5 protein-coding genes are annotated in these 5,444 nt (G+C 64.8%); 4 read left to right on the forward strand and 1 reads right to left on the reverse strand.

Translation table 11 applies throughout. The features are described from left to right. Positions 1-163: 163 nt before the first annotated feature. The gene (gene gatC, locus RMO23_RS04590; protein ID WP_309678920.1) at positions 164-463 is read right to left on the reverse strand and encodes an Asp-tRNA(Asn)/Glu-tRNA(Gln) amidotransferase subunit GatC; all 300 of its coding nucleotides are present in this window, start codon (positions 461-463) and stop codon (positions 164-166) included. A gap of 318 nt (positions 464-781) precedes the next feature. Here gatC and RMO23_RS04595 point away from each other — a divergent pair, with 318 nt between their 5' ends. From RMO23_RS04595 to mrdA, 4 genes are all read left to right on the forward strand, one after another. Further along, positions 782-1,825 (forward strand): rod shape-determining protein, encoded by a 1,044-nt coding sequence (locus tag RMO23_RS04595; protein WP_309678921.1) that lies wholly within the window; start codon positions 782-784, stop codon positions 1,823-1,825. A 57-nt stretch (positions 1,826-1,882) separates the two neighbouring features. Further along, entirely contained in the window at positions 1,883-2,803 is a 921-nt protein-coding gene (gene mreC / locus RMO23_RS04600; protein WP_309678922.1) for a rod shape-determining protein MreC, read from the forward strand. Continuing rightward, complete coding sequence (gene mreD / locus RMO23_RS04605; protein WP_309678923.1) at positions 2,800-3,318, forward strand: rod shape-determining protein MreD; 519 nt, start codon at positions 2,800-2,802, stop codon at positions 3,316-3,318. The genes mreC and mreD overlap by 4 nt, the downstream gene beginning before the upstream one ends. 348 nt (positions 3,319-3,666) lie before the next feature. Next, positions 3,667-5,444, forward strand: a 1,778-nt coding sequence (gene mrdA, locus RMO23_RS04610; protein ID WP_309678924.1) for a penicillin-binding protein 2, incomplete at its 3' end; no start/stop codon positions are given.

Raw genomic sequence — 5,444 nt, forward strand, 5'->3', positions numbered from 1 at the left:
ACCTCGGCGTCGGTGGCCAGAAAAGCGCCCAGGCGGTCGTGCTGCGCAATGCGCGCCAGGAAGTGCCGGGTCGCTTCGACGCTGGACACCTCGCGGGCGGCCAGCTGGGCGGCCAGTTCGGCCACGCCCAGGTCATGCAGGTCTTTGTTTGGGCTGCTCATGCTCATTCGATCACCTTGGGCACCAGAAACAGGCCACGCTCCACGGCCGGCGCGCTGACCTGGCTGGCTTCGCGCTGGTTCGGTTCGCTGGCAACGTCCTCGCGCAGCCGCAGGGCGACCTCGCCCAGCACCGCCGCCGGGTGCGCCAGCGGCGCCACGCCGTCGGTATTGACGGCGTCCATCTGCGCCACCAGGGCGAAAAAACCGTTGAGCTGGCTCAGGGTGCGTTCGGTTTCGTCGGGACGCAATTCCAGCCGCGCCAGATTGGCGACGCGGGCGATGTCTTGGGGTGTCAATGCCATGGGGTGGTAAAAATAGAGTAGGGAGGGTGCACTACAGAGGGGAAAACGCGGGCTGAAACCAGGTGTAAAGCTGAAAAATGGCCCGCCGCAGGCCTAGTGATTCACAGGGGATGCGGTATTATCCCGCCTTTGGTGTGAAATCAAGGCTGGATGCGCGCTTTAGGCGCTTTTTGCGTGCTGGAAACCGGTTTTCGGCCGGTTCTTCGGGGTTTCGTAAAATTCCGGCTCCGCTTTTTTCAATAAATTTCAAAAAATTAATTAATCATAAAAGGTGATGACGCAACGAAGCTTGCGCATGCCCCAACCGGATTCCTGTTTATGTTTGAAGCATTCCGTCGGTATTTTTCCACCGACCTGGCGATCGACCTTGGCACTGCCAACACCCTGATTTATGTCCGTGACCGCGGGATTGTGCTGGATGAGCCGTCCGTGGTGGCGATTCGCCACGAAGGCGGCCCCCAGGGCAAAAAAACCATCCAGGCCGTCGGCCACGAAGCCAAGGCCATGCTGGGCAAGGTGCCCGGCAACATCGAAGCCATCCGGCCCATGAAGGACGGCGTGATCGCCGACTTCACCGTGACCGAGCAGATGCTCAAGCAGTTCATCAAGATGGTGCATCCGCGCAGCCTGTTCAAGCCCAGCCCGCGCATCATCATCTGCGTGCCCTGCGGCTCGACCCAGGTCGAGCGCCGCGCCATCCGCGAAAGCGCCCTGGGCGCCGGCGCCAGCGATGTCTACCTGATCGAAGAACCGATGGCCGCCGCGATTGGCGCCGGCCTGCCGGTGTCCGAGGCCAGCGGCTCCATGGTGGTCGATATCGGCGGCGGCACCACCGAGGTCGGCGTGATCTCGCTCGGCGGCATGGTCTACAAGGGCAGCGTGCGCGTCGGCGGCGACCGCTTCGACGACGCCATCATCAACTACATCCGCCGCAACTACGGCATGCTGATTGGCGAGCCGACGGCGGAAGCCATCAAGAAAAGCATAGGCTCGGCCTTTCCGGGCTCCGAAGTCAAGGAAATGGAAGTCAAGGGCCGCAACCTGTCGGAAGGCGTGCCGCGCAGCTTCACCATCAGTTCCAACGAGATTCTCGAAGCCCTGACCGACCCGCTCAACAACATCGTCAGCGCCGTCAAGAACGCACTGGAGCAGACGCCGCCCGAACTCGGCGCCGACATTGCCGACCGCGGCATGATGCTGACCGGCGGCGGCGCGCTGCTGCGCGACCTGGACCGCCTGCTGGCCGAGGAAACCGGCCTGCCGGTGCTGGTGGCCGAAGAGCCGCTGACCTGCGTGGTGCGCGGTTGCGGCATGGCGCTGGAGCGCATGGACCGCATGGGCTCGATTTTCACCTCGGAATAAGAGCCCGCCACGGCTGTTCCTTCACCCTATCAAGCCGGGTCAGCCTGACAGCGAACCATGCCCTTAGGAACCCTAGACAGATCCCCGCCGCCCATTTTCAAACAGGGGCCATCGGCGCTGTCCAAGCTGGTGTTTTTCAGCGCGCTGGCGCTGTTTCTGATGGTGGCCGACACCCGCTTTCGCATCACCCAGCCGGTGCGGGCGGCGCTGGCCACCGCCCTGTACCCGGTTCAATGGCTGGCCATGCAGCCGGTGCGGGCGGCCAGAAACGCCAGTGAGTATTTCACCGGCCTGGAGCAGGCCAAATCCGACAGCGAGGAGGCACGCAAGAAGCTGGCGCTGCAGTCGCTGCGCGCCAGCCAGGTGGAACTGCTGACGCAGGAAAACAACCGGTTGCGCAAGCTGCTGGCGCTGCGCGAGCAGCTCACCACCAGCGTGGTGGCCGCCGAAGTGCTGTACGACGCCGCCGACCCCTATACCCGCAAGGTGATTATCGACAAGGGCCTGGTCCAGGACGTGGCGCTGGGCTCGCCCGTGCTGGACGAGTTTGGCGTGCTCGGGCAGGTAACCCGGGTGCACCCGCTGGTCAGCGAGGTGACGCTGGTGGTCGACCGCGACCTGGCGATTCCGGTGCTCAATGTGCGCACCGGCGCGCGCAGCGTGGCCTATGGCGACCCGTCCACCCTTGGCAGCGGGCTGGAGCTGCGTTTCATGGGCAGCAACGCCGATACCCAGGTCGGTGACCTGCTCACCACCAGCGGTGTTGACGGGGTCTACCCGCCCGGCCTGCCGGTGGCCAAGATCAGCCGGATCGAGCGCCGCGCCGAATCGGCGTTTGCCAAGATTTACTGCACGCCGCAGGCGCTGGTGTCGGGCGCGCGCCACGTCATGGTGGTCAAGCCCGTGACCGGCCAGATCCCGGCGCTGCCCGACAGCCCCGCGCCGGAACTCCCCGCCAGAAAAAAGGCCGCCAAATGATCATGCCCTCAGGCCAGCAACTGCTGCTGCCCGCCAACCCGGTGTTCATCTGGAGCAGCCTGATAGGCGCAATGCTGCTGAACATGCTGCCGCTGGGGCGAGTGCCCTGGATGCCCGACTTTCTGGCGCTGGTGCTGGTGTTCTGGAATGTGCACCAGCCGCTGCGCGTCGGCATTGGCCTGGCCTTCATGTTTGGCCTGGGCATGGACGTGCACCAGTCGTCGCTGCTCGGCCAGCATGCCCTGTCCTACACCGCGCTGAGCTTTTTTGCCGCCATGATTCACCGCCGCCTGCTCTGGTTTGCCGTGCCCTCGCAGGCCCTGCAGGTGCTGCCGCTGTTTGCCGTGGCGCATGGCGTGGAACTGCTGATCCGCATGATAGGCGGCGGGATATTTCCGGGCTGGATCATGCTGCTGGCGCCGCTCGGCGAGTCCCTGCTGTGGCCGGTGGCCAGCGTGCTGCTCTTGGTGCCGCAACGCCGCGCGCCGAATCCGGATCAGAACCGGCCGCTCTAGATGGCCCCCACGCTTTTCACTTCGTGTAATGCGCTGCCCCCCGGGGGGGCTGGCCTTGCTTGGGGCGGCCCGGCGCTGCGGCCGTTGCCCCCACGCTCGCTCACTGCGTGTAGCTCATTGCCCCCCGAGGGGGCCGCCCCGCCTGCGGCCCGGCAAAGCCGGTTCCGCGGCTCGGATTGGGTTGGGAGCGCAGAGACCGGTGCGGCGCTTTGGTACGATATCAAATGGCTACAGCACTCCCCGCAATGCTAGCAGGGGCCGCGGAACTGGCTTCGCCAGGCCGCAGGCGCAGCGGCCCCCTCGGGGGGCAGGGAGCTACACGCAGTGAGCGACCGTGGGGGCCACATCTTGACTGAACTGCGCAATGTTGAGGCTGACCTGTCGCGCTTTCGTGCCCGGGTGCTGGCGGCCAGCCTGGTGGTGCTGTGCGCGTTTGCGCTGCTGGCGGCGCGGCTGGTGTATCTGCAGGTGTATCGCCACACCGACCTGAACGAGCAGGCCGAAAGCAACCGCACCGCCATCGTGCCCATCGTGCCGAATCGCGGACTGATCCTGGACCGCAACGGCGTGGTGCTGGCCACCAACTACTCGGCCTACACGCTGGAGATCACGCCGTCCAAGGTGGCCAACCTGGAGGAAACCATTGCCGCGCTGGAGAAGGTGGTGGACATCCAGCTGCGCGACAAGCGGCGCTTCAAGCGCCTGCGCGAAGAGTCCAAGAATTTTGAATCGCTGCCGATACGGACCCGGCTCAGTGACGAGGAAGTGGCCCGTTTTGCCGCGCAACGCTACCGTTTTCCGGGCGTGGACATCAAGGCGCGGCTGTTTCGCAGCTACCCGCATGGCGAGCTCGGCAGCCATGTGGTGGGCTACATCGGCCGCATCAACCAGGCCGAAAAGGAAAGCATCGAAGACAACGACGACGAGGGCAACTACCGCGGCACCGACTACATCGGCAAGCTCGGGGTCGAGCAGAGTTTTGAAAAACAGCTGCACGGCACCACCGGGGTCGAGCAGGTCGAAACCTCGGCCGGCGGGCGCGCCGTGCGCAAGCTGGCCAGCAGCCCGGCCACCCCCGGCAACACCGTCATGCTGTCGCTCGACATCGGCCTGCAAAAGCTCGTCGAAGACATGTTTGGCGAGCGGCGCGGGGCACTGGTCGCGCTGGATCCGAAGACCGGCGACGTGCTGGCCTTTGTCAGCAAGCCGACCTTTGACCCCAACCTTTTCGTGGACGGCATTGACGCCGAAAGCTGGCAGGCCCTCAATGAATCGATTGACAAGCCACTGCTGAACCGCGCCCTGCGCGGCACGTACCCGCCCGGCTCCACCTACAAGCCTTTCATGGCCCTGGCGGCGCTGCAGACGGGCACCCGTTCCGCCACCGCGCTGATCAACGACCCGGGCTTTTACATGTTTGGCGGCCGGCGCTTCGGCAGTCCCGAAAACGAGCGCGGCGGCATCATGGACATGAACCGCGCCATCGTGGAATCGAGCAACGTGTATTTCTACTCGCTGGCCAACGAGATGGGCGTCGATGCCATGCATGACTTCATGAAGCCGCTGGACTTTGGCCAGATCACCGGCATCGACATCAACGGCGAGGTGCGCGGGGTGCTGCCCAGCCAGGCCTGGAAGCGCGGTTACTTCCGAAAAGCCGAGCAGCAAAAATGGTTTGCCGGCGAAACCATTTCGCTGGGCATCGGGCAGGGCTACAACAGCTTCACCATGCTGCAGCTGGCGCAGGCCACCGCCGTGCTTGCCAACAACGGCATCAAGCACAAGCCGCGGCTGGTGATCGGCACCCAGGACCCGGTCACGCGCGTGATGCATCCGCTGCCGCTCGCTCCCGCCGAAGACCTGGGCTACAAGCCAGAGAATGTGGCCATCATCCGCAAGGCTTTGGTCGGCGTGACGCAGGCGGGTACCTCGACCAAGGTTTTCGCCGGGGCGGGGTATCTCAGTGGTGGCAAGACCGGTACGGCCCAGGCCGTCGGCATGACCGCGAAAGGCAAATACAACAGCGCCAGGATGGAAGAGCACCAGCGTGACCATGCCTTGTACATCGCCCTGGCCCCCGCCGACGACCCCAAAATCGCGCTGGCCGTGATCGTGGAAAACGCCGG

This window comes from Polaromonas sp. (assembly GCF_031411155.1).
Taxonomy (GTDB): Bacteria; Pseudomonadota; Gammaproteobacteria; order Burkholderiales; family Burkholderiaceae_C; genus Polaromonas.